This window comes from Acidovorax sp. GW460-11-11-14-LB4, assembly GCF_059423685.1.
The window spans coordinates 24742-51201 of record NZ_JBWKYJ010000003.1 but is presented as its reverse complement, the minus strand read 5'-3'; the positions used below and the strand labels follow the sequence as shown (position 1 = coordinate 51201).

The 26460-nt window shown below is 67.8% G+C and carries 26 protein-coding genes; 9 read left to right on the top strand and 17 right to left on the bottom strand.

The features are described from left to right. Positions 1 to 14: 14 nt before the first annotated feature. Positions 15 to 812, bottom strand: a complete 798-nt coding sequence (locus tag AC07X4_RS02620) for an SDR family oxidoreductase (protein ID WP_444825830.1) — start codon at positions 810 to 812, stop codon at positions 15 to 17. Positions 813 to 954: 142 nt separating this feature from the next. Between AC07X4_RS02620 and AC07X4_RS02615 the strand changes: the two genes are divergently transcribed. Beyond that, positions 955 to 1881: a LysR family transcriptional regulator gene (locus tag AC07X4_RS02615; RefSeq protein ID WP_494739139.1), complete on the top strand. Its 927-nt coding sequence runs from the start codon at positions 955 to 957 to the stop codon at positions 1879 to 1881. Between the two features lie 76 nt (positions 1882 to 1957). Further along, positions 1958 to 2659: an aspartate/glutamate racemase family protein gene (locus tag AC07X4_RS02610; RefSeq protein WP_494739138.1), complete on the top strand. Its 702-nt coding sequence runs from the start codon at positions 1958 to 1960 to the stop codon at positions 2657 to 2659. 6 nt (positions 2660 to 2665) lie between these two features. On the opposite strand, the gene AC07X4_RS02605 is transcribed toward AC07X4_RS02610, so the two are convergent. Together AC07X4_RS02605 and AC07X4_RS02600 are read right to left on the bottom strand one after the other, a co-directional pair. Continuing rightward, a complete protein-coding gene (locus tag AC07X4_RS02605; RefSeq protein WP_494739137.1) occupies positions 2666 to 3646 on the bottom strand; it encodes an alpha/beta hydrolase in 981 nt (326 codons plus the stop codon). Between the two features lie 37 nt (positions 3647 to 3683). After that, a complete protein-coding gene (locus AC07X4_RS02600) occupies positions 3684 to 4256 on the bottom strand; it encodes a hypothetical protein (protein ID WP_494739136.1) in 573 nt (190 codons plus the stop codon). 257 nt (positions 4257 to 4513) lie between these two features. Here AC07X4_RS02600 and ompR point away from each other — a divergent pair, with 257 nt between their 5' ends. Both ompR and AC07X4_RS02590 read left to right on the top strand, forming a co-directional pair. Continuing rightward, positions 4514 to 5278, top strand: coding sequence for an osmolarity response regulator transcription factor OmpR (gene ompR / locus AC07X4_RS02595; RefSeq protein ID WP_494739135.1), 765 nt, complete (start codon positions 4514 to 4516; stop codon positions 5276 to 5278). After that, positions 5275 to 6666, top strand: a complete 1392-nt coding sequence (locus AC07X4_RS02590; protein ID WP_494739134.1) for an ATP-binding protein — start codon at positions 5275 to 5277, stop codon at positions 6664 to 6666. Before ompR ends, AC07X4_RS02590 begins: the two co-directional genes overlap by 4 nt. Before the next feature lie 131 nt (positions 6667 to 6797). Here AC07X4_RS02590 and AC07X4_RS02585 read toward each other — a convergent pair whose 3' ends face one another. Further along, positions 6798 to 8756, bottom strand: a complete 1959-nt coding sequence (locus AC07X4_RS02585) for a sigma-54-dependent Fis family transcriptional regulator (RefSeq protein ID WP_494739133.1) — start codon at positions 8754 to 8756, stop codon at positions 6798 to 6800. 313 nt (positions 8757 to 9069) lie between these two features. Between AC07X4_RS02585 and exaC the strand changes: the two genes are divergently transcribed. Beyond that, a complete protein-coding gene (gene exaC / locus AC07X4_RS02580; protein WP_494739132.1) occupies positions 9070 to 10593 on the top strand; it encodes an acetaldehyde dehydrogenase ExaC in 1524 nt (507 codons plus the stop codon). 181 nt (positions 10594 to 10774) lie between these two features. Next, positions 10775 to 11152, top strand: a complete 378-nt coding sequence (locus AC07X4_RS02575; protein WP_494739131.1) for a DUF779 domain-containing protein — start codon at positions 10775 to 10777, stop codon at positions 11150 to 11152. Positions 11153 to 11254: 102 nt separating this feature from the next. Here AC07X4_RS02575 and AC07X4_RS02570 read toward each other — a convergent pair whose 3' ends face one another. Further along, positions 11255 to 13225 (bottom strand): methyl-accepting chemotaxis protein, encoded by a 1971-nt coding sequence (locus AC07X4_RS02570; protein WP_494739130.1) that lies wholly within the window; start codon positions 13223 to 13225, stop codon positions 11255 to 11257. A 278-nt stretch (positions 13226 to 13503) separates the two neighbouring features. Between AC07X4_RS02570 and AC07X4_RS02565 the strand changes: the two genes are divergently transcribed. After that, on the top strand, positions 13504 to 13944 hold the full coding sequence (locus AC07X4_RS02565) for an acyl-CoA thioesterase (protein WP_056742911.1): 441 nt from the start codon (positions 13504 to 13506) through the stop codon (positions 13942 to 13944). Next, entirely contained in the window at positions 13941 to 14912 is a 972-nt protein-coding gene (locus AC07X4_RS02560; RefSeq protein ID WP_056067898.1) for an EamA family transporter, read from the top strand. The genes AC07X4_RS02565 and AC07X4_RS02560 overlap by 4 nt, the downstream gene beginning before the upstream one ends. A gap of 48 nt (positions 14913 to 14960) precedes the next feature. Here AC07X4_RS02560 and AC07X4_RS02555 read toward each other — a convergent pair whose 3' ends face one another. The 12 genes from AC07X4_RS02555 to def all read right to left on the bottom strand — a co-directional run bounded on the left by AC07X4_RS02555 (position 14961) and on the right by def (position 25048). Further along, positions 14961 to 15953 carry a M14 family metallopeptidase gene (locus AC07X4_RS02555; protein WP_146870607.1) on the bottom strand — a complete coding sequence of 331 codons (993 nt, stop codon included), beginning with the start codon at positions 15951 to 15953 and terminating at the stop codon, positions 14961 to 14963. Then, on the bottom strand, positions 15950 to 16924 hold the full coding sequence (locus tag AC07X4_RS02550; RefSeq protein ID WP_494739129.1) for a Bug family tripartite tricarboxylate transporter substrate binding protein: 975 nt from the start codon (positions 16922 to 16924) through the stop codon (positions 15950 to 15952). Before AC07X4_RS02550 ends, AC07X4_RS02555 begins: the two co-directional genes overlap by 4 nt. 169 nt (positions 16925 to 17093) lie before the next feature. Continuing rightward, entirely contained in the window at positions 17094 to 17993 is a 900-nt protein-coding gene (locus AC07X4_RS02545) for a LysR family transcriptional regulator (RefSeq protein ID WP_099731806.1), read from the bottom strand. 99 nt (positions 17994 to 18092) lie between these two features. Then, positions 18093 to 18917, bottom strand: a complete 825-nt coding sequence (pyrF, locus tag AC07X4_RS02540; protein ID WP_494739128.1) for an orotidine-5'-phosphate decarboxylase — start codon at positions 18915 to 18917, stop codon at positions 18093 to 18095. 185 nt (positions 18918 to 19102) lie between these two features. After that, entirely contained in the window at positions 19103 to 19660 is a 558-nt protein-coding gene (locus AC07X4_RS02535) for a FlgO family outer membrane protein (RefSeq protein ID WP_056742900.1), read from the bottom strand. After that, positions 19657 to 20343, bottom strand: a complete 687-nt coding sequence (locus AC07X4_RS02530) for a hypothetical protein (RefSeq protein WP_056067885.1) — start codon at positions 20341 to 20343, stop codon at positions 19657 to 19659. Before AC07X4_RS02530 ends, AC07X4_RS02535 begins: the two co-directional genes overlap by 4 nt. 216 nt (positions 20344 to 20559) lie before the next feature. Then, on the bottom strand, positions 20560 to 21759 hold the full coding sequence (locus AC07X4_RS02525; protein ID WP_494739127.1) for a phosphoglycerate kinase: 1200 nt from the start codon (positions 21757 to 21759) through the stop codon (positions 20560 to 20562). A gap of 83 nt (positions 21760 to 21842) precedes the next feature. Beyond that, positions 21843 to 22178: an AzlD domain-containing protein gene (locus AC07X4_RS02520; protein WP_056742894.1), complete on the bottom strand. Its 336-nt coding sequence runs from the start codon at positions 22176 to 22178 to the stop codon at positions 21843 to 21845. Next, the gene (locus tag AC07X4_RS02515) at positions 22175 to 22948 is read right to left on the bottom strand and encodes an AzlC family ABC transporter permease (RefSeq protein WP_494739196.1); all 774 of its coding nucleotides are present in this window, start codon (positions 22946 to 22948) and stop codon (positions 22175 to 22177) included. The genes AC07X4_RS02520 and AC07X4_RS02515 overlap by 4 nt, the downstream gene beginning before the upstream one ends. 47 nt (positions 22949 to 22995) lie before the next feature. Further along, positions 22996 to 23970: a methionyl-tRNA formyltransferase gene (gene fmt, locus AC07X4_RS02510; protein WP_494739126.1), complete on the bottom strand. Its 975-nt coding sequence runs from the start codon at positions 23968 to 23970 to the stop codon at positions 22996 to 22998. 62 nt (positions 23971 to 24032) lie between these two features. After that, entirely contained in the window at positions 24033 to 24539 is a 507-nt protein-coding gene (locus AC07X4_RS02505) for a hypothetical protein (protein WP_494739125.1), read from the bottom strand. Then, positions 24539 to 25048, bottom strand: a complete 510-nt coding sequence (gene def, locus AC07X4_RS02500; protein WP_494739124.1) for a peptide deformylase — start codon at positions 25046 to 25048, stop codon at positions 24539 to 24541. The genes AC07X4_RS02505 and def overlap by 1 nt, the downstream gene beginning before the upstream one ends. A 199-nt stretch (positions 25049 to 25247) precedes the next feature. On the opposite strand from def, the gene AC07X4_RS02495 reads away from it, so the two are divergent. After that, entirely contained in the window at positions 25248 to 26450 is a 1203-nt protein-coding gene (locus tag AC07X4_RS02495) for a LysM peptidoglycan-binding domain-containing protein (RefSeq protein WP_156379587.1), read from the top strand. Positions 26451 to 26460 lie beyond the last annotated feature (10 nt).

Genomic DNA, 26460 nt, shown 5'->3' with positions numbered 1-26460 from the left:
CGTGCTGACCTCCCTCAAGCCGCAAACCCGCCGTCGATCAACAAGCTCGCCCCCGTCACCATGCCCGATTCCGGGCCGGCCAGATACGCCACCATGCCCGCGATCTCATCGGGGTGGGCATGGCGACTCAGGGCCATCAGGCCGTGCATGTCGCCCGCCATGGGGCCGTCAGCGGGGTTCATGTCGGTGTTCACGGGGCCGGGCTGCACGTTGTTCACCGTGATGCCACGCGGGCCCAGGTCGCGGGCCAGGCCCTTGGTCAGGCCCACGATGGCGGCCTTGCTCATGCCGTACACGCTGAATCCGGCCCATGGCACGCGGTCGGAGTTGGTGCTGCCGATGGTGATCACGCGGCCATAGGCACCGCCCTGGCCCATATGGCGCACGGCTGCCTGGGTGGCCACGAACACGGCGCGCACGTTGACGTTGAGCGTGTGGTCAAAGTCGGCCAGCGCAAAGCTGCCGAGCTCACCCGCGATGGCGACGCCCGCGTTGTTGACGAGGATGTCCAGGCGGCCCAGCTCGCGCGCGGCGCGGTCCACCGCCTGCGTGAGGGCGACGGCATCGGCGCTGTCGGCCTGCAGGGCCAGGGCCTTGCCGCCGCTCGCAGCAATGTCCGCCACCAGCGCCTGCGCAGGCGCAGCGGAGCTGCTGTAGGTAAAGGCCACGGCCGCCCCGTCGCGCGCCAGGCGCCGCACGATGGCCGCGCCAATGCCGCGCGCGCCGCCGGTGACAAGCGCGACCTTGCCCGCCAGCGGGCGGCCAGGCGATGAAGGGGCGGAGACCGGGGATGTTTCAGACACAGAAGACATGGTGTTGTTTCTCCAACGAGATGTATGCAGAAAAATGGTTCGCAACCGAACCGGGAAGACCTGCAGTGTCAGAAAAACACTCATGCTCCGGTAGCCATGAATGGGCTGTATATCTTTCAACCCTTGGTTGAAAATACACCGCATGCAACCCCTCAGCCACCTCGAATCGTTTGTGCAGTCCGCCCAGGCGGGCAGCTTTTCGGCCGCCGCACGGCTCATGGGCCTGACGCCCGCCGCCGTGAGCAAGAACGTGGCGAGGCTGGAGGCCAGCCTGGGCGTGCGGCTGTTCCAGCGCAGCACGCGCAGCCTCACACTGACCGAGGGCGGGCAGCGCCTGCTGGCGCAAGTGGGCCCGCCACTCACCGCACTGGCCGATGCGGTGGACTACGCGGCCGAGGCCGAGCAGCAGCCTGCGGGCACGCTCAAGGTCAGCATGGGCCAGGCCTTTGGCCGCGCGTACCTGGTGCCGCTGCTCACCGAGTTCCTGCAGCGCTACCCGGCCATCCAGCCCGACTGGCGCTTTGAGAACCGGCAGGTGGACTTGATCGGCGAGGGCTTTGACGCCGGCATTGGCGGCGGCCTGAACCTGAACCCCGACATGGTGGCGCGCACGCTGGGCCCCATCCACCTGGTGGTTGTGGCAGCGCCTGCGCTGCTGCAGGGCCGCAAGCGGGCACCACGCCACCCGGCGGACCTGGCGCAGTGGGATGGCATTGCACGGCGCAATATCCGCACCGGGCGCATCAACCTCACCACGCTCCGCAACAAGGCGGGCGATGCCGCCCCCGTGGAGCTGCGCCCGCGCGTCGTGTTCGACGACCCCGAGGCCATGTGCCAGGCCGCGCTGATGGGCCTGGGCCTGGCCGTGCTGCCCATGCCGTTTGCGCAGCCCTGGCTGGCGCGGGGCGACCTGGTGCGGGTGCTGCCCGGCTGGTGGGCCGATGCAGGACCGACATCGCTGTACTACCCCAGCAAGAAGCTGCTGCCCGCCCGCACTCGGGTGTTTGTGGACTTTGTGCTGGAGCAGTTCAGCACCCGCGGATTTGCGCAAAGGGTGCGTGGAGACTGACGGGCACAGCGTTGGGCCCGGGCCACGGCAGCGCGGTGGCAATAATGGGCCTTTGCAACCGCTCTGGACCACCGTCATGCCCCAACACATCGGCATCGTGGGCTGCTCCGCCGAAGGTGCCGCCCTGTGTTACCGCACCCTGTGCACCGAAGGCGCCGCATTGCTTGGCCGCCCGCATGCGCACCCCGAGGTGACGCTGCACACGCCGTCGCTGGCCGACTATGTAGACTGCCTGGACCGGCATGACCTGCAAGGCGTGGCCGACCTGATGCTGGCCTCCGCCCACAAGCTGGCGCGTGCAGGCGCAGATTTTCTGATCTGCCCCGACAACACCATCCACCAGGCGATGGACCGGGTGCTGCTCCATTCGCCGCTGCCCTGGCTGCACATTGCCGAGGTGGTGGCGGCCGAGGCGGCAGCGCGCGGCCACCGGCGCCTGGCGCTCACCGGCACGCGCTGGCTGGTGGACAGCAGCGTGTACCCCGACGCGCTGCAGGCCCGGGGCCAGCAATGGGTGCGCCCCACCGAGGCCGAGCGCAGCGAGATCAACCGCATCATCATGGACGAGCTGGTGCCCGGCGTCATTCGCCCCGAGGGCGTGGCCCTGTTCCAGCAAATCATCGCCCGCATGCAGCGCGAGGACGGCTGCGATGCCGTGGTGCTGGGCTGCACCGAGATCCCGCTGATCCTGAGCGACGCCAACTCCCCGCTGCCCACGCTGGACTCCACCCGCCTGCTGGCCCGTGCCGCGCTGCGGCGGGCCGTGCAAGCGGACTGAACGCAACTACTTGAGCCGCTGCGCCACCACCGCATCCAGCGAGGCCATGAAGGTCTCCACGGCCCGCGTGTAGGCGCTCTCCAGGCCCAGCTGCGCGTTGATCTCGCCGTGGGTCAGCTCCTGCGGCAGCACCTCGGCACGGCCGCCCAGGTCGCGCACGCGGCGGGCCATGCCCTGGGCCTGCAGGCAGGGGTGGTCGGGGCGCTCGGTAGAGCACACGAACTGGAACGGCGGCACCGGCCCCGACAGTGCGTGGTACGGCGACACTGCGGCCCAGAACAACGGGTTGGCACCCATCACCTCGTCATAGAACGGGTAGTGCGGCGCGGTCATCACCACCGGCACATTGAGCGCCGCGCTGTCCAGCGACACCGTGCCCAGCCAGGGCCAGGCCCCCTCGCGCTGGGCCAGGGTCGGCGACGCATTGATGAGCGACACCAGGTGCGCGCCGGCCGAGTGCCCCATCAGGATGAACCGCGATGCATCGGCGCCCCAGCTGGCGGCGCGGCTTTGGGCGGCGGCCAGTGCCATGGCCACGTCCTGCGCCTCCTGCAGCACGTTCACGGCGGGGTACAGGCGGTAGTTCACCGAGATGAACACAAAGCCCTTGGGCACCCAGCGCGCCACCTTCTCCTGCACCACGCGGGACATGGCCTTGTCGCCCGTGCGCCAGGCGCCGCCATGCACCATGAAGATCACCGGAGCGCGTGTGCCGCTGGCCACCGCAGCGCTGCTGGCGGCACCGCCAGCGGCGGGCAGGTAGACATCCATGCGCTGCAGCGGGTCCGCACCATAGGGCACATCGGCCACGCGCTGCACACCGGCGGGCAAGGCCGCAGCGGTGTCGCGCACCTGCGCGAAAGGCCCCAGCCCCCGCAGCTGGGCGTGGGCGGGTGGGGTCAGCACAGCGGCGAGCGCACACAGCGCTGCGCCCAGGCCTGTGCGCAGGGAGGCGAACGCGGAGAGCGGGGTGGAAGGACGGGACATGCGGGATCTCCTGGCTCAATGAATGGAAGGTAATGGATCAGGGCCGCGCAGGGCAGGCCATGGGGGCGCCGCTGGCGTCAAAGCAGCTGGCGCTGCGGGTGCGGCCGGTGTCTGCGGTGTACGAGCTGCTGGTCTGCACGCTGTTGCCGGTGGCTGCGCTGGTGGCCGTGGTGGTGCGGCCCTGGGTCACGCTGCCGTCAGCGCTGCGCGTGGCGGCGCCCGTGCTCTGCAGCGTGCCCCGGTCGCCCTGTGCGGCCAAGGTGCTGCTGTGGCTGGCCGTGCCATCGGCATTCCTTGCGCTCTGGCCCTGGCGCACCGCCATGGCGCCGTTGGGGCCCACCACGGCAGCGCCGCTGCGCACACTGCCGTGGCCCTGGCCGTCGGTGGTCACGCTGCGGCCGCGCAGCACGCCCCCACCGCCCGGCGCTGCGCGGACCACGCCGGTGCGGGCGGTGGTGCTGCCGTCGGCGTTGTGCTCCACCGTGTGACGGCTGCGTGCGTTGGCATCGCTGGCTGCCAGAAGCAACAGTGCCGCCACGGCCAAGGCGGCCAGCAGCATGGCGCGGCAGGTGGCAACGGGGGCGGGAGGTGTCGGGAAGGAAGGGTACATGGCGGTCGGCTCCTTGCAACAGATCAGAGGGTACGAAGCAGCAGGGTGCTGCGATGAGCTGAACTATGGCCGCCAGGTATGAGCCAGTTGTGGCGCCCGCTGCACGATGTATGACAAAGCATGACAAACCACCGGCACGTGTCATGCGTTGTCATGCACCGGATCACATGCCCGCGCTGGCACCCGGTGTTTTCGGCCCTACCATTGGCACGCAGCCTTGGCTGCACCCACCCGCTGCCACACCCACACACCGCCCCATGACGGAAGCCCTGGCCAAGATCCTGGTCGCCGATGACGAACCCGACCTGCGTGCGCTGCTGCAGCGCTACCTGAGCGACCAGGGCTACAGCGTGCGCACGGTCGATGGTGCGGGCCCACTCGATGTGCTGCTGCAGCGCGAGCGCTTTGACGTGTTGGTGCTCGACGTGATGATGCCGGGCGAGGATGGCCTGTCGATCTGCCGCCGCCTGCGCGCGCAGGGCGAGACCATCCCCATCCTGATGCTCACCGCGCGCGGAGACCCCGTGGACCGCATCGTGGGCCTGGAGATGGGCGCCGACGACTACCTGCCCAAGCCCTTCAACCCGCGCGAGCTGCTGGCCCGCATCCAGGCCATGGTGCGCCGCCAGCGCCTGCTGGGTGCGCACACCGGGCCGCGCCAGACGGGCGGGCGCATCGATTTTGGCGCGTTCACACTGTGGCTGGATGAGCGCCGGCTGGAACGCCACGGGGGCGCCGACGGCGACCGCGCCCAGGACGTGCCCTTGACCACGGGCGAATTCGCGCTGCTGCAGGCGCTGGCACAGCAACCGCACCGGCCCCTGGGCCGCGACCGGCTCATCGCACTGGCCTATGGCCCTGACCACACGGCCACCGACCGCAGCATCGATGTGCAGGTGATGCGCCTGCGCAAACTCATCGAGGCCGACCCTGCCCAGCCGCGCCACATCCGCACCGTGTGGGGCGTGGGCTATGTGTTTGTGCCCGATGGCGCAGCGCCGGGCGGCGGAGGCAAGGCATGACGCCCCCTGCTGCCACACCCCAGGCCGCCCGAGGCTGGTGGCCGCGCAGCCTGCTGGGCCGCAACCTGCTGCTGATGGCGGTGCTCATCGTGCTGGGCCAGCTGGTGGCGGCCATGCTGGTGCGGCAGATGATCTTTCAGCCCCGCGTGGCGCAGGTGGCCGATGGCGTGGCACGCAACGTGGGCGCGCTGCGCGCGGGGCTGCAGGCACTGCCCCCGGCAGAGCGCGCTGCATTCGTCGAGGCGTTCAACCAGCAAGCGGTGCGGTCGGCCCCGCCCGTGGCGGCGGAAAGCGCTGCGCGCCGTGCGCTGCTGTCGCCCATGGAGCGGCAGTTTGTGCAGGCGGTGTCGCGCCGCCTGGGGGCGGACGATGCGGCAACCAACACTTCGCAACCCGTATGGCGCCGCGACAGCACGGGCGTGCTGGCCCTGCGTGTGGTGCACCAGGGGCCTGAGGGGGCGGAGACCTATTGGCTGAACCTGCCCAGCGTGTTCCCCACGCGCGAGTTCACCGGCGCGTGGCTGGCCGCCACGCTGGCCAGCATGCTGCTGGCGCTGCTGGGAGCCTGGTGGCTGCAGCGGCACATCAACCGCCCGCTGGCGCAGGTGGTGGCAGCGGCCCGGCAGCTGGCGCAAGGCCAACCGCCCGCGCCGCTACCCGAGGACGGACCCGAAGAAATCGCCACCGTGGGCCGCAGCTTCAACCACATGGCGCACAGCCTGGCCGCGGCCGAGCAGGAGCGCGCGCTGATGCTGGCCGGTGTGTCGCACGACCTGCGCACCCCGCTGACCAAGCTGCGCCTGGGCGTGGAGATTGCCGGGGCGCAGGTGGATGCCCCCCTGGCCGCGAGCATGGCGCGCAGCATCGACGAGATGGACGGCATCGTGGGCCAGTTCCTGCAGTTTGCGCGGGTCGGTTCCAACGCAGGCGAGGCCGAGGCGCCCACCCCCGCATCGCTCAACGACCTGGCCCAGGCCGTGGCTGAGGCGCAGGCCGACCATGGGCGCACCGTGCGGCTGGCGCTGGGCTCGCTGCCCGACGTGCCGGTGCGCCCCCAGGCCCTGCGCCGCGCGCTGGACAACCTGGTGGAAAACGCCTGGCGCCACGGCACGCCGCCGGTGCTGCTGCGCACGGGGGCGGATGCCGACGGCGTGTGGCTGGAGGTGCAGGACCAGGGCCCGGGCATCGCCCCGGCAGAGCTGGACCGCATCCGCCAGCCCTTTACGCGCGGCGATGGCGCGGCACGCTCGGGCGCGCCGGGCGCGGGGCTGGGCCTGGCCATCGTGGAACGCGTGGTGCGCAGCCACGGCGGGCGGCTGGAGCTGCACAGCTCGGCGGGCGCTGGGCTGCGCGCGCGGCTGGTGCTGCCACGTGGCGGGCAGGCCTGAGAGGTTGATGCCACCGGACGCGCCCTGGGCATGCTGCGCACTGAAAATTCAGCCAAAAGTGCCGCAAGCGCTAGTGCGATATGCGGCGAAAGCTCCTAAATCAATAGCAATCTACCGAACCCGGCATGCCCTCAGGCCACCGGCATCTTCAGCTTGCGGTACAGCGTCTGGCGGCTGATGCCCAGCTGGCGAGCGGCCTGCGACATGTTGCCGCGCGCGGCCTGCAGCGCCTGGTCGATGGCGGCCTGCGACAGCTGCTGCAGGCTCAGGCTGGCAGGCAGGCCGTCCACGCCCGGGCCCACTGCGGCGTCGCTGCGCGGACCGGCGGGCACCGCCGTGAGGGCCTGCACCAAGTCGTCGGGCATGTGCTCCCAGCCCAGGGTGTCTTCGCCCTCGGCCAGCATGGCGCAGGCCGTGCGCAGCACGTTGGCCAGCTGGCGCAGGTTGCCGGGCCAGGGGTAGGCGGCCAGGCGGGCCAGCAGGTCGGGCGCCACCTGCACCTCAAAACCCAGGCCCTGCTCGGTGGCCAGGTCGGCCAGCAGGCGCTGCAGCAGCGCCACGAAGTCGCTGCGCTCGCGCAGTGCGGGCAGCTGCACCGTGAGGCCGTTGATGCGGTAGTACAGGTCTTGCCGAAAGCGCCCCTGTTCCGCCGCCTGCATGAGCTGGTTGTGCGTGGCGCAGACCAGTGCAAAGTCCACCGGCACGGCCTTGCTGGCGCCCACGGGCGTCACGCTGCGCTCTTGCAGCACACGCAGCAGACGGGTCTGCAGGGCCAGCGGCATGTCGCCGATTTCGTCGAGAAACAGCGTGCCGCCGTGGGCCTCACGCAGGCGGCCCAGGTGGCCCTCCTTGCGCGCGCCGGTGAAGGCCCCGGCCACATGGCCGAAGAGTTCTGATTCGATCAGGTGCTCGGGGATGGCTGCGCAGTTGATGGCCACAAACGGCGCATCGCGGCGCGGGCCGCTGGCGTGCAGCGCGCGCGCAAACACCTCCTTGCCCACGCCCGACTCCCCCTGCACCAGCACCGCAATCGGTTTGCCCACCACGCGGCGCGCCTTGTCGGCGGCGGCGCGCCAGCGCGCGTCGCCGGTGTCCAGCTGGGCCAGGGCGTCTTGCTGGGGCGCAGCAGTCGCCGCAGCGGTGGGCCGTGTGGGGGTGGCGACCCAGGCGGCGTCCATCTGCACCTGGGCAAACAGCAAGGCGCCTTGCAGTGTGCGCAAAGCCTGCGGCTGCTGGGGGCGGCGCTTGTGGTGCGAGAGCAGGTCATCCAGCCGCACATCCAGCACCCGCTCCAGCGAGGTGGCGCCCACGTCCCCCGCATGCAGGCCCAACTGCGCCAGCGCCACGCGGTTGGCACCCACGATCCAGCCGTCGGCCGACACGGCCACGATGCCCTCGGCCACGCTGCCAATGCCCTCGGGCGCGCTGTGCAGGTGCAGCCGGATGTTGCGTTTGCAGGTGGCCGCCAGCAGGCGGTTTTCGATCATGCGGGCGGCCGTGCTCACCAGGCCCAGCGTGTGGGCGTGGCCGTGGCGGTAGTCGCCCGAGATGTCGAGGATGCCCAGCAGCTCGCCCGTGGCCGACAGGATGGGCGAAGCCGCGCAGGTGAGAAAGTTGTTGCGCTCCAGAAAATGCTCGCCGCCGTGCACCTCCACCGCGCAGGCCTCGGCCAGCGCCGTGCCGATGGCATTGGTGCCCCGGTGGGCCTCGTGCCAGGAGGCGCCGCTGGTCAGCGCCACGCGCTCGGCCTTGTCCACAAAGTACGGATCGCCCAGCGTGTGCATGAGCATGCCGCGCCGGTCGGCCAGCACCACCACGCTCTGGCTGTGGCGCACTTGCTCGAACAGGTATTCCATCACCGGCCGCGAATGCGCGAGCAGCTCGGGGTTGCTGGCCAGCACCTGGCGCAGCGTGCCGCTGCTGGGGTGGTCGATGGCCTGCGGCCGCCCGGTGGGCAGCAGGCCGGCCGCCATGCTGCGCGACCAGGAGCGCGCCAGGCGCTCGTCCACCAGGCCGCTGGGGCAGTGGCCAGAGTCCAGCAGGTGCTGGCGGGCCTGTCGCAGGGCGACGGGGGAAGTGTTGGGGCGCACGCTTTGTCTCCGTGCGGGCTCAGGGCGGCCCGCTTGTGGTGTGTGGGCCAGTATGGCGGGCTCCACGGCGCGGGGCAAGGGTGTGGGCGCAAGCGATGTGCCAACTGTTCCATTTCGTGACAGGTGTCGCGGCCCGGCACACCGCGATGCGGGCGGCTGCAACAGGTGTCCGCCCTGGGCGGCCGAAAAAATCCAATGAAATCAACACTTCGCGCGCCGTGGCCTGCTGGCATGTGTTTTGAGTAAGGGGTTGGCATCGGACGGGCTCCACCGAGTCCGCCCGATGCACACAACCATCGCAGGAGACAACACCATGACCGTTTACGCAGCCCCCGGCGCCGCTGGCGCCAAGATCACCTACAAGCCCCGTTACGACAACTTCATCGGCGGCAAATTCGTGCCGCCCGTCAAGGGCCAGTACTTTGATGTCATCACGCCCGTGAGCGGCAAGGTCTACACCCAGGCCGCGCGCTCCACCGCAGAGGACATCGAACTGGCACTGGACGCCGCCCACGCTGCGGCCGACGCCTGGGGCAAGACCGATGCCGCCACACGCGCCAACCTCCTGCTCAAGATCGCCAACCGCATCGAAGAAAACCTGGAGCGCCTGGCCTACGCCGAAACCGTGGACAACGGCAAGGCCATCCGCGAGACGCTGAACGCCGACATCCCGCTCACCGTGGACCACTTCCGCTACTTTGCGGGCTGCGTGCGCGCGCAGGAAGGCGCCTTGAGCAACATCGACGAGAACACGGTGGCGTATCACATCCAGGAGCCGCTGGGCGTGGTGGGCCAGATCATTCCGTGGAACTTCCCCATCCTGATGGCCGCGTGGAAGCTGGCCCCCGCGCTGGGTGCCGGCAACTGCGTGGTGCTCAAGCCTGCAGAGTCCACCCCCATCTCCATCCTGATCCTGGTGGAGTTGATTGCCGACCTGCTGCCGCCCGGCGTGCTCAACATCGTCAACGGCTACGGCCGCGAGGCGGGCATGCCGCTGGCGCAGAGCAAGCGCATTGCCAAGATCGCCTTTACCGGCTCCACCAGTACCGGCCGCGTGATCGCGCAGGCCGCTGCCAACAACCTGATCCCCGCCACGTTGGAGCTGGGCGGCAAGAGCCCCAACATCTTCTTCGCCGACGTGATGGACAAGGACGATGCGTTTCTGGACAAGGCGATTGAAGGCCTGGTGCTGTTTGCGTTCAACCAGGGCGAGGTCTGCACCTGCCCATCGCGCGCCATCATTCAAGAATCGATCTACGACCAATTCATGGAGCGTGTCTTGAAGCGCGTGGCCGCCATCAAGCACCAGAACCCGCTGGACACCGACAGCATGATGGGCGCGCAGGCCTCCAAAGAGCAGCTCACCAAGATCCTGAGCTACCTGGACCTGGGCAAGCAGGAAGGCGCCGAAGTGCTGGCCGGCGGCGGCCAGGCGCACCTGGGTGGCGACCTGGAAGGCGGCTACTACGTGCAGCCCACGCTGTTCAAGGGCCACAACAAGATGCGCATATTCCAGGAAGAAATCTTCGGCCCCGTGCTGGCCGTGACCACCTTCAAGGACGAGGCCGAAGCCCTGGCGATTGCCAACGACACGCTGTACGGCCTGGGCGCCGGTGTGTGGAGCCGCAACGGCAATGTGGCCTACCGCATGGGCCGCGCCATCAAGGCCGGGCGGGTGTGGACCAACTGCTACCACGCGTACCCCGCGCATGCGGCGTTTGGCGGCTACAAGGAGTCGGGCATTGGGCGTGAGACGCACAAGATGATGCTGGACCACTATCAACAGACGAAGAATCTGCTCGTCAGCTACAGCGAAAACAAGCTCGGCTTCTTCTGATCTGGGGTGGCGGTCCAAAAACCGCCCCTGGCGTCGTTGCTCCGTCTGGCCGTGGCGCTGCCACTGTCTGCGACGGAGGCGCCTAGCCAGAGATGGTTTGTGAACCGCTGGAAACGTTTCTACTGACGCGGCTCGTTGTTCCAACTGGCCGCGTTTTTTGCATTGCACGCTGGAGACAACCATGGTCGAAAAAGTCATCGCCACCCCTGCCGCGCTGGAGTTGGTGGCCTTTCTGCAATCCAAACACGGCCCCGACCTGATGTTCCACCAGTCGGGTGGCTGCTGCGACAACAGCGCGGCCAACTGCTACCTGCCGGGTGAGATCACGATGGGTGCAGGCGATGTGTACCTGGGCGACATCGGTGGCTGCCCGTTCTACATCGGGCGCGCGCAGTACGAGACCTGGAAGCACACGCAGCTCATCATCGATGTGATCGAAGGCACGGGTGGCACCTTCTCGCTGGAGGGGCCGGAGGGCAAGGCCTTTCACACGCGCTCGCGGGTGTTCACCGACGCCGAGCTGACCGAACTGGGCATTGCGCGCGGGCCTGCGGCGTGAACCCCCGGGGGCTGTACGGCCCTCCATGACGCCCCTTCATGCCCGCTCCAGCGGAATTCGGGTCATTCAGACCGGTAGCGCTAGTGCAATATGCCGCTGCAGCTATTGAATTCGTAGCGCACCTGCGGCCGTGCGCAGGCCGCCATCGTCGCCCAGGCGGAACACCGACACCACGTGCACCAGGTCTTCGGCCTGGTTCTTGAGGCTGCTGGCGGCGGCGGCCATCTCTTCGACCAGTGCAGCGTTCTGCTGGGTCACCTGGTCCATCTGCGTCACGGCCTCGCCCACCTGGGCCACGCCCAGGGACTGTTCGTGGCTGGCGGCGCTGATCTCGCCCACGATGTCGGTCACGCGGCGGATGGCGCCCACCACCTCGCTCATCGTGGCGCCGGCGCGGTCCACCAGGGCGCTGCCCTGGGCCACGCGCTCCACGCTGGCGCTGATGAGCGTCTTGATCTCGCGCGCGGCCTCGGCACTGCGCCCGGCCAGGCTGCGCACCTCGCTGGCCACCACCGCAAAGCCCCGGCCTTGCTCGCCCGCGCGGGCTGCCTCCACCGCGGCGTTCAGCGCCAGGATGTTGGTCTGGAACGCGATGGAGTCGATCACGCCGATGATGTCGGAGATCTTCTGCGACGAGGCGTTGATGCCGTGCATGGTGTCCACCACCTGCGCCACCACTTCACCGCCCTGCACGGCCACGGTGCTGGCATTGGCGGCCAGCTGGCTGGCCTGCTGGGCACTGTCGGCGTTCTGGCGCACGGTGGCGTTGAGCTGCTCCATGGACGCGGCGGTTTCTTCCAGCGCGCTGGCCTGGCTCTCGGTGCGGGCCGACAGGTCGGTGTTGCCCTGGGCAATCTGCACGCTGGCCGTGGCCACGCTTTCTGACCCGCTGCGCACGTTGCGCACCACCTGTGTGAGTTGTGTGCGCATCTGCTGCAACGCCTCCAGCAACTGCCCCACCTCGTTGGTGCCATGGGCAATGGGGGCGCCGCTCAGGTCTCCCTGCGCCACGGCGCGTGACAGCGCCACGGCCTGCGACAGCGGCCCGGTCATGGAGCGCACGAACACCAGCGCCATCGCACTGGTGGCCGACAGCGTGATGACCAGGGCCAGCGCCACCCACAGCAGGTTGCGCTGCAGCCCCGCCACGCGCGCCTGCAGCGCCTGGTCCAGACTGGTCATCGACAGGTTGTTGAGCGCGTTCAGCGCCTCGATGGTGCGGGTGAACGCGTCAAAGTAATCCTTGGACGGCAGCTGCAGCTCCGTGGCGTTGAGGATGTCGCGCTCCACCATCTGCAGCGACTGCTGGATCTGCCCTTGCACGGCCTGCACGCTGCTGCCCAGCGCGCGCTGCAGCTCGGCATTGCCCTGCAAGGCGCGGTCCAGCCCCCGGAAGGTGTCGCCCTGCAGTTCGGCCACGCGCTGCTGCTGCACCAGCAGCTGGCCCTTGCCCTGGGGCGTGAGCTCGCGCTTGCCCAAGGCGCTGGCGCCCTGGGCGCGCAGCATGCCCAGCTTTTCCCCCAGCATGGGGGCTTGGGCCAGCGACGCCTGCACCAGCGCGTGGGTGTCGGCCTCGGGGTCGATCTGCAGGCCATAGGCATGCACCAGCGCCTCGTTGAGCTGCAGCAGCGTTGCGATGAGCTGGGTGTGCTGCGCGGTGCTTTGCACCTGTTCAATGCTGCGCGCGGCCACGGCCTGCTCCAGGGTGCGCCAGGTCTGCTGCGCCTGGGTCCAGGCCGCCATCTGCGCCGCAGGCACCTTGGCGGCGACAAAGCGGGCGCTCACGTCGTCCAGGGCGGTGTTGACCGCATCGCGCGCGGCGGGGCGGCGCGCGGCCAGCGACTCGTCACCGCCCAGCATGCCCACCGACAGGCCCCGGTGCACCTGCATGCGCTGCACCAGGTGCGTGAGTGCCTGGGCGGGGGCCACGCCCTGCGCCTCCAGGCGCGCATGGTCGATGGCGTGGAGGGAGTCGCGCACCACCAGGTAGGTGGGCAAGGCGCTCATCATGAGCCCGATGGTCCCCAGGATGAGGAATTTTTCGAGCAGGTTCAACCGGTGAAGCAATGACATGGCAGTGGACGCAGGCCACACGGCGTGCGCTTTAGAGTAGGCCCCAGGGGCGGGTGTCGGCACCGCCGACTGGAGGGCGGCCCTCCTGAGGGCCGAACGGAATGTCCCGCAATGTAGGGACGTGTCCACAGTAGGGTTTTGACTCAGGTCAAGTCACGCAGAGCTTCGCCCCCGTGGCTTGACGGCGTGCACTGGCCTGCGTGCCGGTATGGGGGAGGCTGCACCGGCCGGGGCGCTGGAGAATAATGAACGCTTCCCCATCCTTTGGAGCCCCTGGCATGCACTCGATCACCCTGCGCTTCCTGGCGTCCCAGACGACCCTGCCCCAGGCGGGCCGCGTACCCGGTGGCACGGTGCTGCGCTGGGTGGATGAGGCTGGATTTGCCTGCGCCAGCGCCTGGGCCCAAGGAGATTGCGTGACCGAGTTTGTGGGCGGAGCCCACTTTGTGCGCCCTATCCGGCCGGGCAATCTGGTCGAGGTGCACGCGCGCCTGGCTTACACCACCGATACCAGCATGTGCCTGGCGGTGGAGGTGCGCAGCGGCGCCGTACACGGCGCGCCGCTGGAGGATGTGGTGCACTGCGTGGCCGTGTACACCGCCGTGGATGCCAGCGACCAGCCGCGCACCGTAGACAAATGGAGCCCCGAGACCCCCGGCGACATTGCGCTGGCCCAGCGCGTGAAGGCCCACATCGACGCAGCGCGCGCGGCGCAATGAGCGGCGCTGCACAGGCCGCATCCGCCACCAGCCCGCTGCGTGCGCGCGACCTGCTCGCGGCGCTGGTGGTGGTGATCCTCTGGGGCGTGAACTTTGTGGCGATGAAGTGGGGGCTGCGCAGCTTCAGCCCCTTCCAGCTGGGCGCCGCGCGCTACCTGTGTGCAGCGCTGCCGCTGGTACTGCTGGTGCGCCCGCCGCGCATGCACTGGCGCTGGGTGCTGCTGTTCGGCTTGTTCCAGGGCGTTGGGCAGTTCGGCTTTTTGTTCATGGGACTCAAGGTGGGCATGACGGCCGGGCTGGCCAGCGTGCTGCTGCAGACCCAGGTGTTCTTCACGGCGCTGCTGGGCTTTGCGCTGTTGCGCGAGCGGCCGGGGCTGCCGCTGCGCGTGGGCATGGGGCTGGCCGCGCTGGGGCTGGTGTGTTTTGCGATGAACTATGTGGGTCCGGGGTCGGGCATGGGGGTGGCGGCAGCCACCACGCTGGCGGGCCTGCTGCTCACGCTGTGTGGCGCGGCGATGTGGGCGTCGTCCAACATCGTGGCGCGGCTGGCGCAGCAGCACAGCCCGGGGTTTGATCCGTTGGCCTTTGTGATCTGGAGCAGCCTGGTGCCGGTGCTGCCGTTCATGGCGCTGTCCGCCCTGTTCGACCCTGACGCCGCGCGCTGGCTGCAGTGGCAGACGCTGGCCAGCGTGCCGCTGCTGTCATGGGCCGCCGTGGCCTACCTGGGCTGGGCCGCCACCATCGTGGGCTACGCGCTGTGGACCAACCTGCTGCAGCGCTACCCCGCCAACCGCGTGGCGCCCTTCAGCCTGGCGGTGCCGGTGGTGGGCCTCACCGCAGGCTGGCTGCTGCTGGACGAGGGCGTGGCGCCCTGGCAGTGGGCGGGCATTGCGCTGGTGGTGGCCGCGCTGGCCTGTGTGGTGCTGGGGCCCAGACTACAAGCCAAGATGGCCGGTAGCGCTGGTTGAATATGCCACAGCAGCTATCAATTAGATAGCATTCAGCCGCAGCACCGGCTACAGCAACCTGCGCCGCGCAAAGCGCACCACGGTCACCCCGGCACGTGCCTGGCGCACCGAGGGCATGACCAGCACGCAGTCGTCGTACGGAGTGACGACCGGCACGCCGTCGTTGTCACCAATCACCGTGCCCGCCTTCTCGAACACTTCCAGGCCCGTGTACGGCGCCACGAAGCGGAAGGCGCTGCTGGTGGCAACCACGGGGCCGGTCACCTCCAGCGCCCACTGGCGCGGTGCGTCGGGCAGGCGCCAGCCGGGCAGCTGCTGCGCCAGCGCGTCGGCGCTCAGGGCGCCAGACTGCTCGATGAAGCGCACACACTGGTCCTGCGCCACGGCGCGGCTGGCCGGGTCGCCATGGAAGCCACATTCGATGAGCAGCGAGCGGGTGCCGTTGTCGTCCAGGTCGCCAAACCGGCCGTAGTCGCGCATGCGCACGCCGTCCTTGTGGCCGGCGTCCACCACGATGTGTTCGGGCGAGCGCATGGCACGCGCCAGCGCCAGGTTGCGCGGCTGGATGCCGGTGAGCAGCAGCGGCGCCGAGGGCTCGTGCATGGAATGGATGTCGAGCAGCCAGTCGGCCTGCGCCACCCACGGGCGCAGCGCGGCGGCGCGGCGGCGCTCGTTGGTGTTGGCCGCATCGATGCGCTCGTCCAGCCACTGGCGGTTGAGGTCTTCGTCAGTGAAGCGCGAGGCGTCGTGGTTGCCAGAGTCAAACCGGTCGAAGGCGTCGAGGTTGCAGAACGCCAGCGTGAGCGTGCCCTGCTGCGGGCGCACACCGGCGTCGAGCAGGCCTTTGAGCGCCCAGGCGCCGCACAGCTCGTTGCCATGCACCAGGGCGCTGATCATCACGTGGCGGCCGGGCCGGCCCGAGTCGAAGTGCCACACGCCTTCGGTGCCGGTGTTGCCTGCACGCCAGGCGCCGATGTCGGGAGCGGGCAGCGCAAACACCAGGGGTTGCACGGATGTGGGGGGAAGAGTGCTGCTGCTCATTCTTCGATCTTGGCGAATTCAACAATCTTCTTGTACTTGGCCACTTCCGTGACCAGGAACTGGTCGATGTTCACGGTGGGCGAGGCCACGGTGGAGCCACTGGCCTCCATCTTCTTGCGGAAGTCCGGCGATTGCAGGCTGTCGGCCAGCGCCTTCTTGAGCTTGTCGGTCACCGGCTTGGGCAGGTTGGCAGGCGCCATGAGCGCAAACCACACGCTGATGTCCACGTTCTTGTACTGCGGCGACTCGGCCAGCGCCGGGATGTCGGGTGTGGTGGCAGAGCGCTTGGCCTCGGTGGTGCCCAGTGCAATCACCTTGCCGCTCTTGATGTGCGGCAGGCCGCTGGAGAGCACGAACACGCCGTACTCCAGGTTGTTGCCCATGAGGTCGCTGGTGAGCGGCGCCACGCCTCGGTAGGGGATGTGCGTCATGAACAGCTTGCCCTGCTCCTTCACGGCCTCGCCCGCCAGGTGCAGCGCCGTGCCCACGCCCGAGCTGCCGTAGCTGAACTTGCCGGGGTTCTTGGACACCTTCTGCGTGAACTCCGCCATGTTCTTGACGCCCGCGCCGGTGGAGGCCACCAGCACCAGCGGCTGGGAAGCAATGAGGCCGATGGCCGTGAAGTCCTTGATGTCGTACTTGACCTTCTTCGTCACGAGCTTGTTGATGGCGATCTCGTTGTTGGCGCCCACTAGCAGGGTGTAGCCGTCAGGTGCGGCGTTGGCCACCTTCTGCGCACCGATCGCGCCACCGGCACCGCCCAGGTTCTCGATCACCACCGGCACGCCAAGCTTGTTGCCCAGCTCGGTGGCCACCGTGCGTGCGGTCAGGTCGGTGCTACCGCCGGGCGGATAGCCCACCACGATGGTGATGGGCTTGCTGGGGTAGGCGTCTTGCGCGATGGCTGCGGCAGCGAGAACGGCCAGGCCGCACAGCAGTGCAGCACGGCGCAGGGGACGGACGGTGGTCATGGTGGAACTCCTTGGCAAAGGCGTGGGGCTGAATGGAGCGGGTGAGGTATGGATTGGATTGTGAAAAACCGACCCCTGGCTGTTGGTGCCAAAACGGCACCAGGTCGTGCTGATTCGCGATGCATGCCACGGGGAAACCCGCAGGTCTCTCACCGTGGACACGCGCTCATCAGCGCTGCGCCAGGGCCTTCCACAGTGCCTCGGCCAGCGGCCCCAGGCGGCGCTTGGGGCGGTACAGGCGCACGTCAAAACGCACCTCCATGCGGGCGTCACCCGCCAGCGCGAGGCGCTGGGCCTTGCAGTCGGCAAACACCATGGACCAGGGCAGCCACGCAACGCCCAGGCCTTTTTGCACGTATTCGTAGTGGGCGTCGGCCGAGTCGCACTCCACCACGCGCTGCAGCCGGGGCGCATGGGGGTTGTGCGCCAGGTGGTCTTCCACCAGCCGCCCCAAGGCCAGCTGGGGGGCGTAGGCCAGGTAGGGCACCCGCGTGGCGTCGGGCCCGAACCGGTGCAACGCCTGTCCCTGCGCCGTGGCGCGCGAGACGGGCACCAGCCGGTCGGAGGCCACCGTCAGGTGCGTGAACTGCCGCGCATCGAGCCGAATGGCCAGAGCCGGGTGGTGGTACACGAGCGAAAAATCAGCCTCGTTGCGCTCCAGCATGCCCACGGTGTCGGCCAGCGCCCGGGTGCGAATGCACAGCTCGCCGCCTTGCAAAATGGGCTGCAGGCGCACCAGCCAGTCGGCCACCACGGTGCGCGCCAAGGTGCGGCCCGTGGCCAGGGTCACGGTGCGGGCCTGCCGCCCGGCCAGGCTTTGCAGCTCTTCGTGCGACTGGGTGAGGCTACGGGCCAGGTGGCCGGCGGTCTCCAGAAAACTCTGCCCGGCGGGCGTGAGGGTGACCGGGCCACCGCTGCCGCGCTCCACCAGTGGCGTGCCAGCCCAGGCCTCCAGCGCGCGGATGCGCCGGCCAAACGCGGGGTGGGTGACATGCCGCAACTCCGCCGCGCGGGTGAAGCTGCGCTCCTGCGCCAGCACGATGAAGTCTTCCAGCCATTTCAACTGCATCGTCGGCTCCTGAAGGGGCGGCTGTCCGGTCGGTGGGCTGGTGCCTGGGCTGTGCCAGCCCCGTTAGAGGACCAGACACCGCGGTCGGAGTGAGAGGGCTCAGCCCCGGGCAGCTTCCAGAACGCCTCGGGTGCGCATGGCTTCTGCACGAGCGGCCGCAGCAAAGTCCTCGCCTTTGGACGCGTAAAGAATGGCCCGCGACGAGTTCACGATGATCGGCCCGTCACTGCGCAGCCCGGCGCGCACGGTGGCGGCGGCATCACCACCCTGGGCACCCACGCCCGGAATCAGCAGCGGCAGCGTGGGCGCGATGGCACGCACGCGCTCAATCTCCTGCGGGTAGGTGGCGCCCACCACCAGGCCGAGCTGGCCGTTCTTGTTCCAGGGGCCTTGCGCCAGACGCGCCACATGCTCGTACATGAGCGGCTGGCCGTCGACGCTGGCCAGGCGCTGGGTCTGCAGGTCGTCGCCGCCGGGGTTGGACGTGCGGCAGAGCAAAAACGCACCCTTGCCGTGGTAGGCCAGATAGGGCTCGATGGAGTCGAAGCCCATGAAGGGCGACAGCGTGACGGCATCGGCACCGTAGCGCTCGAAGGCCTCCTTGGCGTACTGCTCGGCCGTGGAGCCGATGTCGCCGCGCTTGGCGTCCAGGATCACCGGCACCTGCGGTGCGTTGGCCCGCATGTGCTGCATCAGGCGCTCGAGCTGGTCCTCGGCACCATGGGCGGCAAAGTAGGCGATCTGCGGCTTGAAGGCACACACCAGGTCGGCGGTGGCATCCACGATGGCCGCGCAAAAGTCATAGATCTTGCGGGGGTCGCCCTGCATCGCGGCGGGAAACCGCGTGGGTTCAGGGTCCAGGCCCACGCACAGCAGGGAGTTGTTCTGTGCCGTGGCGTCGCGCAGCATGTCGGTGAAGTTCATGGGGCGTGATTTTAGGTGGGTGGGCACGGGATGCCCCCGCCGGGGACCGTGATCGTCGAGGAGAGGCTCTGCGAAGCGGAGGTTTCGGGCACCCCGGGGTGTACCGACGGGCAACAAAAAAGGCCGTCGAGACGGCCTTTTTGCGGTTGCACAGGGAGCAACAAGTCCCTGGTGAGAACGAAAGATCAGCGGGGCACAGCCAGCAGGCGTTGCACGTCGCGGTCGTTGGGCAGCGCGTAGTCGTAGCCACGCACGATGCGGCTGTCTTCGGTGCGCACGAGCTTCAGGCTCACGTAGGTGTAGTTGGCGGCCGCAGAGTAGGTACCCACCAGCACCAGGGAGGCATTGTGGTTGCGGGCAATGTCCTTGATCTCACGCGACAGCAGCAGCTCGCCCTGGCCTTCGCGCACGAACACGTCACCGCGCAGCTTGATTTCCTTCACGTTGAAGCCGCTGGCAGCCATGCTGGTGGCGTACTGCTCGGACAACGTGCGGCCCAGCGGGGCGGCGCGGCTGAGGTCGTTGACGTTGACCACGGTGGCCACGAGCACGGGCCCGCCACCCAGCGAGTTCATGTCGAAACCGGTGGTCAGTTTGGTCACCGCGTCGCGGCTGCTCTGGATGAACTGGCTGCTGGCGGCTTCCTGGTAGGTGGGCTCGACGCGCACCGGCGCAGCGTTGTTGGCGCAACCGGCCAGCACCACGCCGGCCAGCACCGTCAGAAGAAGTGCGGGGGTTTTCATTGCGAGACAACCTTCATGTTGACGTTCTTGTACGAGGGGCGCGTGAACAACGGGGTGTCAGCGTTTTCCAGGTAGTACACGTCGGTCTTGCGAGCCAGGTACTGGCCGCCGCGCGTGACGGTGGTGGTCAGAATCAGCTCGGTGTTGGTCGGGCCACCAGAGTTGATGCTGTTGGCATAGTCGGCGGCGATCGACAGACCCAGGCCAGCGGCCAGCTGGGCGTCGATGTGCTCATGGCGCAGGCCGTACGCGGCAAACAGGCCTGCAGCCAGCATGGTGAACTGACCAGGGATGAAATGCGGGCGGTCGCTGTTGTGGCGCACGACCTGGATACCGTAGGAGACTTCCAGGGCCTGGCCCAGGTTCTGCTGCACCACGGCGCCGTTCTGGACCAGCTTGGTGATCAGGAACTCGCGGAAGGCTGTTTCAAACTGCGTAGCGTTGGCAGGCAGGGAAACGTGCAGGGGGGTGTTGGGGGCCACGCCGGCTTTGTCCAGGGTGCTCAGCGTCTGGTTGACCACATCGCGCGAGACCAAGTCCCAGTGGCCAGCGGAGCGGACCTTGGGCTGCGAGGTGTACTCGAAATTTTCCGCGACGGGAATAGGCGCCCTCTGTGCGCACCCCACCAAAGTTGCCACAGCGCCAGCCAGCACGGCCAAGCTGATTGCCTTTGAAAACGACATGATTCCCTCCTACGGACTGAATTTGCGAGGATCCGATGAGATGCGACCCGCACGATTGAAAAATAATTCTGGGCGGTATCCTCAACAAAAACAAGAAAAAATTACGCTAACTACGCTCCGGCGTACACAGTTCGTTGTTTTTGGTCACAGTTGTGTGCCGATGCAAGGCGTGTAAGCAGGCAGAGCCACCTTTGCAGCGGCCCGCCTTGCATTTGCTTACACGGAAGCGGCTGCGCGCTGCTCCAGGATGTCGAAAGCGGGCAGCTTTTTGCCTTCCAGCACTTCCAGGAAGGCGCCACCACCGGTGGAGATGTAACCCACCTGTTTGTCGATGCCGTACTTGGCAATGGCGGCCAGCGTGTCGCCGCCGCCCGCGATGCTGAAGGCCGAGGATTCAGCAATCGCCTTGGCGAGTTGCTTGGTACCGTTTTCAAAGGCGGCAAACTCGAACACGCCCACGGGGCCATTCCAGACGATGGTGCCGGCAGACTTGAGCTGGGCCGCGAGGCGGGCAGCCGTCTCGGGGCCAATGTCCAGGATCATGTCGTCAGCAGCCACGTCCGTGGCGGCCTTCACCGTGGCGGGGGCATCCGCAGCAAATGTCTTGGCCACGACCACGTCGGTGGGGATCGGCACCTCGGCGCCCCGCGCCTTCATGGCAGCCATCACGGACTTGGCGGCATCCAGCAGGTCGGGCTCGGCCAGGCTCTTGCCAATGGGCAGGCCCGCAGCCAGCATGAAGGTATTGGCAATGCCGCCGCCCACGATGAGCTGGTCCACCTTGTCGGCCAGGCTTTGCAGGATGGTGAGCTTGGTGGACACCTTGGAGCCCGCCACGATGGCTGCCAGCGGGCGCTGGGGATGCGCCAGGGCCTTGGTCAGGGCATCGATCTCGGCCGACAGCAGCGGGCCGGCGCAGGCAATGGGGGCGTACTGCGCGATGCCGTAGGTGGTGCCTTCGGCGCGGTGGGCGGTGCCAAACGCGTCGTTCACGAAGATGTCGCACAGCGCGGCCATCTTGCGGGCCAGCTCCTCTTTGTTTTTCTTCTCGCCCACGTTCAGGCGGCAGTTTTCCAGCAGCACGATCTGGCCGGGGGCCACTTGCACACCGTCCACCCAGTTGGCGACCAGCGGCACATCACGGCCCAGCAGTTCGGCCATGCGCTGGGCCACGGGGGCCAGGGAGTCTTCGGGTTTGAATTCGCCTTCAGTCGGGCGGCCGAGGTGGCTGGTGACCATGACGGCGGCACCGGCGTCCAGCGCCATGCGGATCGCGGGAATGGAGGCACGGATGCGGGTGTCTTCAGTGATGTTGCCGGCGTCGTCTTGCGGCACGTTCAGGTCGGCGCGGATGAAGACGCGCTGGTTGCGGGCCTTGCCCTGGGCGCACAGATCGGAAAAGCGAAGGATGTTCATGGGGGAAGGTTTCCTGGAGGGGCCGGTGGATCAGGGGCGCCATTTTAGGCGGCCCTGCTGACGCGGCCGGCCGCCGCCAGCACCTACCAGCCCCAGCCGATGTGCAGTGGCAGATACACCGCCATACCCACCAGAATGGTGCCCAGGATGCCCCGGCGCCAGAAGTAATACACGCTGGCGAACAGCACGGCCGGCAGGCGTGCGTCCATGAAGGTGTCGATCAGCTCGCCCTGCACCATGAGGATCTCGGGCGCAATGACGGCGGTGAGCGCGGCCAGCGGGGCATATTTAAGGCCCCGCTTGAGCCAGTCGGGCAGGGGCAGCTCACGCTCCGGGATCATGAAGAAGGAGCGCGACACCACCGTGATCACCGCCAGGCCCACAGTGGCCAGCAAGGGATAGATCCAGGACCAGCTCATGGGTGGCGTTCCTCGCGCAGCGGCACCACATCGCCCGCCTCGACATGATCGCGTTCCTCGGGCGGCATGACGCTGTCAGCGGGCACCAGCAGCAACTCGGGTTGGCGACGGCGGCGGTCCACGGCCTCCATCAGCAGTCCCGCGGCCACGGCGGCCGCCAGCGCCACCAGGATGTTGAGCTTGAGCGGCAAGGCAAACGCAGCAATCGCTGCAGTGGCCGCAACACCCGTGGCGAGCCAGGTGGCCCGGTCGAACAGCAGGGACAGCAGCACGCCCAGCAAGGCCAGCACCCCCGCAAAACCCAGCCCCCAGGACAGGGGCACCGCGTTGGCCAGCAGGATGCCGGCGATGGACGGCACCTGCCAAGCCAGCCAGTTGGTGGAGGCCGCGCCCCAGAAATACGGCACCTGCTCTGGGGCCGGCCGGGGTTCCGGAAAGCGCTTCATGAACGCCACATAGATCACGTCCCCGCTGAAATACCCCACGGCCAGGCGCTGGCGAAGCGGCAGGTGCGCAAAGTAGCTGCGCCACATGCTGCTGAAAATCACAAACCGCAGGTTGACGCAGGCGGCCGTGAGCCACACCACCCACAGCGGCGCGCCCACGGACAGCAGCGGAATGACGGCGAGCTGGGCGCTGCCGGCATACACCAGCAGCGACATGAACACGGCCATGCCGACCGACATGCCACTTTTGACCATGGCCACCCCGGTGACCAGCCCCCAGGCTGCAATGCCCAGCGAGGTACCGGCCATGTCGATGGCGGCCATTCGGAAGGAGGGGTGGCGCAGTGTCCGGCCCAGCGCAGCAGAGACGCTCATGCAGGGTTTGCGCCCAGCACCATGCCCGGCTGCAGGTCAAAGCCGCGCAAGAAATCAGCCGCCGCCAGCCGCTTGCCACCCGCCCGCTGCAGCGTGGTCAGGCGCAACGCCGTGCCGCTACCGCACGCGACGGTCACTCCCGCGCCATCCGCAGCCAAAATCTGCCCGGAGCGCTGGTCGGATTTGCCTTGAACGCTATCAATTGCATAGCTCCAGATCTTGATCGTCTCGCCGTTGCACTCGGTGCTGGCCCCCGGGAAGGGATCGAACGCGCGAATGCGCTGGCCAATGACTGCGGCAGGCAGTGTCCAGTCGATCGTGCTCTCGGCCTTTTCGATCTTGTGGGCGTAGGTGATGCCGTCTGCCGGTTGCGGCACAGCAGTGAGGCCACCGCAGGCGGCCAGCTCCAGCGCCTCGACGATCATGCGACCGCCCAGCGCGGCCAGGCGGTCGTGCAGGGTGGCTGTCGTATCGCCCGGGGCAATAGGCAGGCGCTCGGTCAGCAGCATGTCGCCCGTGTCCAGCCCTGCATCCATCTGCATGATGGTGACGCCGGTTTCGGCATCGCCTGCCTCGATGGCGCGGTGAATGGGGGCGGCGCCGCGCCAGCGCGGCAGCAGGCTCGCGTGGATGTTCAGGCAGCCCAGGCGCGGTAGATCCAGGGTCCACTGCGGCAGGATCAGCCCGTAGGCGGCCACGACCATCACATCGGCCTGGGCTGCGAGCAAGGCTTCGCGCGCTGCAGCGGCATCCTCGGGGTATTTGCCATCCAGGCGCAGGCTGCGGGGCTGTGCGACAGCAATGCCGTGCTCCAGTGCGCATTGCTTCACAGGCGAAGCCTGCAGCTTCATGCCACGGCCAGCGGGGCGATCCGGTTGCGTCAGGACCAGTGGAACGGTGAAGCCTGCAGACAACAGCCGCTCCAGGGCCACACGGGCGAATTCGGGGGTACCAGCAAAAATGACTCTCATGAAAGCAGATAGCGGCTCAGGTGGGCGCGGGACTCAGTGGCCCAGCGGGACCACCCATCCAGTCAATCGCGCGCGTTGTCAAAATTCGGCAGTTCGTCGGTGAACAACACCTGGCGCACCACCCCTTGGCGATCCAGGTGCACATGGGCCTGTCGCAGGTCCGAGTTCTGCCGGAAGCGGTAGGTCCAGATATCACCATCAAAGCGCGCCACCTGCTCGACACGCAAGGGCATTCCGAAGGTGTTTTGCAGGTCGGCACGGGTCCAGGTGCCCACGGGCAGGTTCTCGAATCGCTGCTGCGTGAGCACCTGCTCGTTGCGCACCAGCCGGCCACTGGCATCAAAGTCGAGGTTGTAGACGGCAAACCCGGCGGGTAATTCCGAGTACAGCAGCCGCTCGCCAGAGGGCAGCACTATCGTGGCGGTTGGCGGGCCCAGGCGAGCGATCACTTCGGCCCGCAACGCGCCGGGCCGTTCACGGGCCGGCAGCACACAGCCCGCCAACTGGCAAGCCAGCGCCACCAGCGCCAGCACTCTGACGCCCCAGCGGACGCAGAGCGCTGCGCGCATCACCCGCGCGCCTCCCGCTGCTGCTTGACCATCTTGGTCTTGATGCGGTTGCGCTTGAGGGGGGAGAGGTATTCCACAAACACCTTGCCCAGCAGGTGGTCCATCTCGTGCTGGATGCAAACCGCCAGCAGTCCGTCGGCCTCGATGACGCGGGACTGGCCCTGGGCGTCCAGCGCGCGCACGTGCACCGCGTCAAAACGCTCCACGCCGTCATAAATGCCAGGCACCGAGAGGCAGCCTTCTTGGTTCAGGTGCTTTTCGGCGCTGGTCCAGACCAGCTCGGGGTTGATCAGTACCAGGGGCTGGTCGCGCTCCTCCGACACGTCGATGACCACCAGCCGCTCATGCACATCCACCTGGGTGGCCGCCAGGCCAATGCCGTGCGCGTCGTACATTGTGGCCAGCATGTCGGCCACCAGCGTGCGAATGCGGTCGTCCACCGCCTGGACGGGGCGAGCGACCTTGTGAAGCCGGGGGTCCGGGTAACAGAGAATGGGAAGGATTGCCATGGCTGCAGGTAAGAGATGTCGCTATTTTCGCCACTTTTGCGGCCTACTGCCGCCTTGCGGGCCAATAATCGTTGCCGAATCAAGGGCTTGAGCAGAGAATCTAAGAAGCTTTGTAACGTATTTGCCCGGCCGCACGCCTGCTTTGTGCGCCGAGGTGCCAGCGAGGGGGCGTTTCCCAATGCATGAGAAAAGGAACAACATGACGGCATTCACCAGCGTGCGGCGGACCGCCCTGGGCGCGCTCACGATCATTGCTGGCGCCCTGCTGGTCATGCCGGCCCAGGCGCAGAATTACCCCATCTCCAGCGGCCAGCGCGCCACAGCGCAGCAGGTGTCCGAGCGGGGTGTACCGCTGGAGGAGCTGGCGCCCAACGCCCCAGACACCTACACCGTCAAGCGGGGCGACACGCTCTGGGGTATTTCGGGCATGTACCTCAAGCGCCCATGGCGCTGGCCCGAGCTCTGGGGCATGAACCTCAAAACCATCCCCAACCCGCACCTGATCTTTCCTGGCCAGACGCTTTACCTTATTAAGGAAGGCGGCTATGCCCGCCTGAGCACCAGCCGCTCCAGCGAACCCGAGACCGTGCGTATCTCGCCCCGCACCCGCAGCGATAGTTTGGCTGATTCCGCGTTGCCCACACTCAAGCAGCACCTCATCGAGCCCTTCCTGGTCGAGCCGCTCGTGGTGGACGAGCAAGTGCTGCTGAGCGCCCCGCGCGTGATCGCGACGACCGAAGAGCGCGTGCTGATGGCGGCGGGCGACCGTGTCTATGTGCGTGGGGACGCCGCGTCGCCCATGCTGGCAGAAGCGGGCGAACCCCGGTACTACCGTGTTTTCCGCAATGCCGTGGCGCTCAAGGACCCCGTGACGGCCGAAGTGCTGGGATACGAAGCACAGTACCTGGGCAAAGCGGAATTGGTGCGTGGCGAGTCGTTCGAAGAAATTCCGAACGGCAAGGGTGGATACACGGCGGAATACATCCCCGCCACCGTGGATCTGTCGGCCACCAAAGAAGAGGTCCGCGCTGGTGACCGCCTTCTCCCCGCGCCAGCGCGTCCGTTCCTGAGCTATACCCCCCGAGCCCCCGAGATGGAAGTGGATGCCCGCGTGGTGTCCATTTATGGCAGTTCGGCCGTGGCCTATGCAGCCCAAAATCAGGTGGTAGCCATCAATATGGGTTCGCAGGACGGACTGGAGCCTGGCCATGTGCTCAGCCTGCTAACCAAGGGCGACCGCATCAAGGACATGACCGACAGCAACAGGGCGATGGTCAAGCTGCCCAGTGAAATCAACGGCACTGCCATGGTGTTCCGCACCTTCGAGCGCGTGTCCTATGTGCTGCTGCTGGAAATCCGCAACGGTGTGCGCGTCGGCGACCGCTTGGTCAACCCCAAGTAACGCTGAGGGC

Excerpts from the sequence above, each read along its gene's own strand:
- AC07X4_RS02620 (WP_444825830.1), bottom strand. The coding sequence starts at position 812 with ATGTCTTCTGTGTCTGAAACATCCCCGGTCTCCGCCCCTTCATCGCCT.
- AC07X4_RS02615 (WP_494739139.1), top strand. The coding sequence starts at position 955 with ATGCAACCCCTCAGCCACCTCGAATCGTTTGTGCAGTCCGCCCAGGCG.
- AC07X4_RS02610 (WP_494739138.1), top strand. The coding sequence starts at position 1,958 with ATGCCCCAACACATCGGCATCGTGGGCTGCTCCGCCGAAGGTGCCGCC.
- AC07X4_RS02605 (WP_494739137.1), bottom strand. The coding sequence starts at position 3,646 with ATGTCCCGTCCTTCCACCCCGCTCTCCGCGTTCGCCTCCCTGCGCACA.
- AC07X4_RS02600 (WP_494739136.1), bottom strand. The coding sequence starts at position 4,256 with ATGTACCCTTCCTTCCCGACACCTCCCGCCCCCGTTGCCACCTGCCGC.
- ompR (WP_494739135.1), top strand. The coding sequence starts at position 4,514 with ATGACGGAAGCCCTGGCCAAGATCCTGGTCGCCGATGACGAACCCGAC.
- AC07X4_RS02590 (WP_494739134.1), top strand. The coding sequence starts at position 5,275 with ATGACGCCCCCTGCTGCCACACCCCAGGCCGCCCGAGGCTGGTGGCCG.
- exaC (WP_494739132.1), top strand. The coding sequence starts at position 9,070 with ATGACCGTTTACGCAGCCCCCGGCGCCGCTGGCGCCAAGATCACCTAC.
- AC07X4_RS02575 (WP_494739131.1), top strand. The coding sequence starts at position 10,775 with ATGGTCGAAAAAGTCATCGCCACCCCTGCCGCGCTGGAGTTGGTGGCC.
- AC07X4_RS02570 (WP_494739130.1), bottom strand. The coding sequence starts at position 13,225 with ATGTCATTGCTTCACCGGTTGAACCTGCTCGAAAAATTCCTCATCCTG.
- AC07X4_RS02565 (WP_056742911.1), top strand. The coding sequence starts at position 13,504 with ATGCACTCGATCACCCTGCGCTTCCTGGCGTCCCAGACGACCCTGCCC.
- AC07X4_RS02560 (WP_056067898.1), top strand. The coding sequence starts at position 13,941 with ATGAGCGGCGCTGCACAGGCCGCATCCGCCACCAGCCCGCTGCGTGCG.
- AC07X4_RS02555 (WP_146870607.1), bottom strand. The coding sequence starts at position 15,953 with ATGAGCAGCAGCACTCTTCCCCCCACATCCGTGCAACCCCTGGTGTTT.
- AC07X4_RS02550 (WP_494739129.1), bottom strand. The coding sequence starts at position 16,924 with ATGACCACCGTCCGTCCCCTGCGCCGTGCTGCACTGCTGTGCGGCCTG.
- AC07X4_RS02545 (WP_099731806.1), bottom strand. The coding sequence starts at position 17,993 with ATGCAGTTGAAATGGCTGGAAGACTTCATCGTGCTGGCGCAGGAGCGC.
- pyrF (WP_494739128.1), bottom strand. The coding sequence starts at position 18,917 with ATGAACTTCACCGACATGCTGCGCGACGCCACGGCACAGAACAACTCC.
- AC07X4_RS02535 (WP_056742900.1), bottom strand. The coding sequence starts at position 19,660 with ATGAAAACCCCCGCACTTCTTCTGACGGTGCTGGCCGGCGTGGTGCTG.
- AC07X4_RS02530 (WP_056067885.1), bottom strand. The coding sequence starts at position 20,343 with ATGTCGTTTTCAAAGGCAATCAGCTTGGCCGTGCTGGCTGGCGCTGTG.
- AC07X4_RS02525 (WP_494739127.1), bottom strand. The coding sequence starts at position 21,759 with ATGAACATCCTTCGCTTTTCCGATCTGTGCGCCCAGGGCAAGGCCCGC.
- AC07X4_RS02520 (WP_056742894.1), bottom strand. The coding sequence starts at position 22,178 with ATGAGCTGGTCCTGGATCTATCCCTTGCTGGCCACTGTGGGCCTGGCG.
- AC07X4_RS02515 (WP_494739196.1), bottom strand. The coding sequence starts at position 22,948 with ATGGCCGCCATCGACATGGCCGGTACCTCGCTGGGCATTGCAGCCTGG.
- fmt (WP_494739126.1), bottom strand. The coding sequence starts at position 23,970 with ATGAGAGTCATTTTTGCTGGTACCCCCGAATTCGCCCGTGTGGCCCTG.
- AC07X4_RS02505 (WP_494739125.1), bottom strand. The coding sequence starts at position 24,539 with ATGCGCGCAGCGCTCTGCGTCCGCTGGGGCGTCAGAGTGCTGGCGCTG.
- def (WP_494739124.1), bottom strand. The coding sequence starts at position 25,048 with ATGGCAATCCTTCCCATTCTCTGTTACCCGGACCCCCGGCTTCACAAG.
- AC07X4_RS02495 (WP_156379587.1), top strand. The coding sequence starts at position 25,248 with ATGACGGCATTCACCAGCGTGCGGCGGACCGCCCTGGGCGCGCTCACG.